Source organism: Desulfovibrio sp. 1188_IL3213, from assembly GCF_036763145.1.
In the GTDB taxonomy this organism is placed as follows: Bacteria; Desulfobacterota; Desulfovibrionia; order Desulfovibrionales; family Desulfovibrionaceae; genus Desulfovibrio.
Genome location: NZ_JBAIYR010000158.1, coordinates 1 through 5,046, shown reverse-complemented (window position 1 = coordinate 5,046; position 5,046 = coordinate 1). Strand labels below are relative to the sequence as shown.

Genomic DNA, 5,046 nt, shown 5'->3' with positions numbered 1-5,046 from the left:
TGCAGGCGAAACTCCTCCAGCGGCAGCACGCAACGCGGATCGGGCGACCACCAGAGTATGGGCAGGCCAGCCTCATACCAGGGAAAAATCCCCCGGCTGTAGGCCGCCAGAAGCCGCTCGGCGTGCAGGTCGCCGCCAAAACAGAGCAGACCGTCCTTGCGCGCGGATTCCAATGGCGGAAACTGGGCGGCCATGGCTGTATAAATCCTCAATGGGGTCCCCTCGTGACGGCCAGGTCCACGCTTGATAAACAGCATAGCGCCGCTTTTTTACGGCTGGCAAGGCGGTGAAACGTCCAGGGAAGGGAGTGCCGACGGGGCGGTCTTTCACCGCCCCGTCGGCACTGTAAACTGCCCCTAGTCCGCCTTGCCGGATTTCTTCACGCCTTTGCCCTTGGCAGCCCCAGCTCCGGTGGCTGAACCCCGCGCCGCAACGCCTGCCGTCTTGCCTTTGCCGGAGGTTTTTTTCTTGCTATCGGCCTTAACCTTCTTTGTGTCTGCCGGATCGGCTGTTTCTGTTTTGGCCTTCACCGGCTTCTTTCTGGCAGCCGCGGCAGAACGCGCGGGTTTTGCCCCGACGGATTCCAGCACAAGGGCGTCGTCCACAAGGTCAAGCCGTGCGCTGCCCCCCTTGGCCAAAGAGCCGAACAGCAGTTCGTGCGCCAGCCTGTCTTCCAGTTCGGTACGCAGCAGACGACGCAGAGGGCGCGCGCCCATGACGGGATCAAAGCCCTTGCGGGCCAGCCATTGCCGGGCCTTCTGCCCAAGCTCGAGGCTCACATGACGCTGCTCAAGGCTTTCCACAATCTCGGCCATAAACTTGTCCACAATGCGCAGCATCATGTCCTCGGTCAGGCTGCCAAACGGCACGAGAGCATCAAGCCTGTTGCGGAATTCGGGGCTGAAGGTATTTTCCACGGCCTTGAGTCCCTTGTGGGCCGCATCCTGCCGTGTGGCGCCGCCAAAACCCATGGCCGGGCGGGACATGTCAAAAGCTCCGGCATTGGAGGTCATGATCAGGATAACGTGCGAAAAATCCGTCTTGCGGCCCGTGTTGTCAGTCAACGTGGCATAATCCATGACCTGAAGCAGCACATTGAAGATATCGGGGTGGGCTTTTTCCACTTCGTCCAGCAGCACCACGGAATACGGGGCCTTGCGCACGGCCTCGGTAAGCAGGCCGCCCTGATCAAATCCCACATAGCCGGGAGGCGCGCCGATAAGACGCGACACGGCATGCTTTTCCATATATTCGCTCATGTCATAGCGCAGGAACTCCACGCCCATGAGCTTTGCCAGACTGCGGGCTACCTCAGTTTTGCCTACGCCCGTGGGACCATAGAACAAAAACGCTCCGGCCGGGCGCTGCTCCTGCCCGAGCCCGGCGCGGGCGCGCAGAATGGCCCGCACGGTCAGTTCAATGGCCGCATCCTGACCGAACACCAGTCCTTTGAGGTCTTTTTCAAGCGAGGCCAGACGGTTGCGTTCCGTGCCTGACACGGTGCGCACGGGAATGCCCGCCATGCGGGCCACGATGCGCTCCACATCCCCCACGCCCACCAGAGGCAGCGGCTTTTTCCCGCTTGCGGCGGGCTTTCCGGACGAAGTCCCGGACCTTTGTACGCCACGTCCCAGGCGCACAGCCGCCCCGGATTCGTCCATAACGTCAATGGCCTTGTCGGGCAGCAGGCGGTCACGCACATGACGGGCCGTCAGATCCACCATAGCCTTCACGGCGGCAGAGCTGTACCGGACCTTGTGGAAATCGGCATAGCGTTTTTCCAGACCCTGAAGAATGGCAAGGCATTCCTCCGGGCTTGGCTCGGTCAGGTCGATGCGCTGAAAACGCCGGGCCAGGGCGCGGTCTTTTTCAAAATGGTTGCGGAATTCTTCGTATGTAGTGGAACCGATACAGCGCAGTTCGCCGCTGGCAAGCACCGGCTTGAGCAGGTTGGAGGCATCCATGGAGCCGCCGGACGTGGAACCCGCCCCTACGATGGTATGTATTTCGTCAATAAACAGGATAGCTTCAGGCAGTTCCTTCAAACGCTGCACCACAGCCTTGAGGCGGCTTTCAAAATCGCCCCGATAGCGTGTGCCTGCCAGCAGAAGCCCCATATCCAGAGCGAACAGTTTGGCCTTGCTGAACATTTCCGGCACGTCGCCTTCAACTATGCGCAAAGCCAGCCCTTCGGCCAGGGCGGTTTTGCCCACGCCGGGGTCGCCCACAAAAAGAGGGTTATTCTTGCGGCGGCGGCACAGCACCTCCACCGCGCGGTCAAGCTCGTTCTCACGCCCCACCAGCGGGTCTATCTTGCCTTCGCGGGCGCGGGCCGTAAGGTCAACGGCGTACTGGGCCAGGGGATCGGCCTTGGCGTCTTTTTCTTCGCCTTCGCCGCCCTGCTCCACGCCGCGTGAGCCGCCGCCCTCGTCCATGCCATGCGACACAAACGTGAGCACGTCCAGCCGCTCCACCCCCTGCTTGCGCAGGTAGTAGTGGGCGTAGCTTTCCTCTTCGTCCATAATGGAAATGAGCAGATCGCCCAGTTCTACAGTATCGCGCCCGGCAGCACGGATATGCCCCAGGGCGCGCTCAAGCACACGCTGCACGCCTTCTGTCTGGGCCACCTCGTGCTTGCCGGCAAAAGGAACCACTTCCAGTTCACGGTTAAAGAAATCCTCAAGCTGCTCGCGCAGCACGGCCACACTGGCCCCGCTGCCCTCAAGCAGAATACGGCCGCGCATGCTGTTTGTGAGCGCGTAAAGCACATGCTCGACAGTCAACATGTCATGGCGGCGCCGGTGCGCTTCCATAAGTGCATCACGAATGACGCTTTGAACACTCTTGCTCAGCATAGGCAATCTCAGTAAATTTTTTCCATGGTGCACTTGAGGGGGAATCCGGCGGCTCTGGCCGCCTGATGCACCCTTTTCACCTTGGTTTCAGCCACTTCATGGGTGTACACGCCACATTGGCCCACGCCCTGCTGGTGCACGTTCAGCATGATGGCGGTTGCTTCCTGCGTGGTCTTGTTAAAAATACTGCACAGAACAGCCACTACAAAGTCCATGCTGGTATAGTCGTCGTTATGCAGGAGAACCCGGTAACGATCCGGCTCCTTCAGCTTTTTTTCCACAATAACCTGGCTTTCGCCGTCATTGCGGCCCTGTTTGAAAGAGGACATTCAATGGCTCCACAGTACGGTTTTCAGCGCGATACCGGGGGGACATCGTTTTCTTCCCCCAGGCCCAGTTGCTGCCGCCAGGCTTCTCTTTGCGCTTCGCTGAACACAAAGGAGCGGCGCGCAGGCAGGTTGTTACGCTGCAGCCATTCCTGATGCAGCTGATGATAATTCTTGGTACTCATTGCCGTCTTGTCAAGCCCCAGGCGGCGCTGCACAGCCTCGATGGCTTCGGGTTCGCCTTCCAGTTCGGCCCCTTCCATAAAGGGCAGAATATCAAGCTCCACCTCCACGCCGTCCAGCACCCAGGGTTCGCGGACTTTTTCATACCGCGCCACGGCGCTGTAGCCAAGGCCTTCAAGGATATGTTTCATGGCGGACGCGTCCGACACTTCCACTTCACGCTCTTCACGCACCTTGTACTGCCCGGCCCCGGCCGGAACCGCAGCCGGAAGCTTGAGGGTCAGCACATGACGGAACCGTGTGGCCCACTCCTGACTGCGCAGGCGCAGCAGACGCCCACCGGCGACAAGGCAGCCGTCCCGCGCGTCAAAAACCGTGTTGCTTTCAAAATGCGCGCCATGACAAAGAGCACCGGCTTCGGCCAGCCTGCGGCGCAGGTCGTCCAGATTTGCATCGGGAAATTTTCGTTCCACTTCCAGCGCCATTACTCATTGTCCTCCGCTTTGGGGCGGCGATGAAAAAGCCGCTGCTGCAAGGCCGCGATGGTGGCAACGCCGCCCTTTTCCTCTCCGGGATGCACAATGGGGTCAAAGCCCAGACGTCTGGCCTGGGTAAGGCGCAGTTCCTGCGCGGCCACGGGGCGCACCTGCCCGTTCAGGTCCACCTCGCCCCACAACACGCTTTTTTCAGGCAGCGGCACGTCATAATAGGATGAAAGCACCGCAGCCACCAGAGCCAGGTCCAGCCCCGGCTCGTTGAGCTTCATGCCCCCGCCCACCTTGGCGTAAATGTCCACCTGCGCGAAATTGAGCTTGAGCCTTTTTTCAAGTACGGCCAAAAGCAGATGCAGGCGGCCCACATCAAAGCCCAGGGCAGCGCGACGCGGAATGCTCAGAAAAGTGCGGGATACAAGGGCCTGCACTTCCACCGCAAGGGGCCGCTGTCCGTCCACAGCCATAACCACGGCCGTACCCGAAAGGGACGCATCGCGCTGGCCCAGAAAAAAGGTGGAAGGGTCATCCACCACTTCCATGCCGCGCTGGCCCATGCGGAAAACAAGCAGTTCCTCATTGGGACCGAACCGGTTCTTGAACACGCGCAACAGGCGGAACATCTGCCGCCGGTCGCCTTCAAGAGAAATAACCGTGTCCACCATATGCTCCAGCAGCCTCGGCCCGGCCAGCACCCCATCCTTGGTCACATGGCCCACGAGAATGAGGGTGCAGCCCAGACGACGGCACAGCTCAAGCAAAGAGGTGGCAACGGCCCGCACCTGGCTGACATTACCGGGCAGGCCCTCGGCCTCAAGACTTGTAAGGGTCTGCACCGAGTCCACCACAAGCAGGGCCGGGTTTTGCGCATTGGCCGCCTCTACCACGTCCTCCACGCGAGACGTGGCAAGGGCCAGCAGGTTGGGATCAAGCATGCCCAGACGCTCGGCCCTGCTCTTGATCTGCGGCAGCGATTCCTCGCCGCTGGCATACAGCACGGGACGGCCCACAGCAGCCATCTGAGCGGCCACAAGCCCGGCCACCTGCAAAAGAAGCGTGGATTTTCGCCCACATATTCAGAATACCTTGACCAGTTGGTGCCGAACTGGAATTCCAGCGTAATCCCGGTCACCACGCCCAAGGTAAAGTTAATGACAAAAAGTTTTCCCCAGAATTTGGTCTGTTTTTTCC

At 60.3% G+C, this 5,046-nt stretch carries 3 protein-coding genes and 3 pseudogenes; all 6 read right to left on the bottom strand.

Features of this window, described 5'->3' with window-relative positions; translation table 11 throughout:
• Positions 1 to 194 (bottom strand): annotated as a pseudogene (locus tag V6C16_RS07815) (leucyl/phenylalanyl-tRNA--protein transferase); the annotation flags it as partial.
• 162 nt (positions 195 to 356) lie between these two features.
• Positions 357 to 2,855, bottom strand: coding sequence for an ATP-dependent Clp protease ATP-binding subunit ClpA (clpA, locus tag V6C16_RS07810; RefSeq protein ID WP_333542974.1), 2,499 nt, complete (start codon positions 2,853 to 2,855; stop codon positions 357 to 359).
• An 8-nt stretch (positions 2,856 to 2,863) separates the two neighbouring features.
• Positions 2,864 to 3,184, bottom strand: coding sequence for an ATP-dependent Clp protease adapter ClpS (clpS, locus tag V6C16_RS07805; protein WP_012625056.1), 321 nt, complete (start codon positions 3,182 to 3,184; stop codon positions 2,864 to 2,866).
• A 23-nt stretch (positions 3,185 to 3,207) separates the two neighbouring features.
• Positions 3,208 to 3,849, bottom strand: coding sequence for a class IV adenylate cyclase (locus tag V6C16_RS07800; protein WP_333542973.1), 642 nt, complete (start codon positions 3,847 to 3,849; stop codon positions 3,208 to 3,210).
• Positions 3,849 to 4,919, bottom strand: a pseudogene (locus V6C16_RS07795) (AAA family ATPase); the annotation flags it as partial. The pseudogene V6C16_RS07795 and the gene V6C16_RS07800, both read right to left, overlap by 1 nt.
• Positions 4,919 to 5,046, bottom strand: a pseudogene (locus V6C16_RS07790) (cytochrome ubiquinol oxidase subunit I); the annotation flags it as partial. The pseudogenes V6C16_RS07790 and V6C16_RS07795, both read right to left, overlap by 1 nt.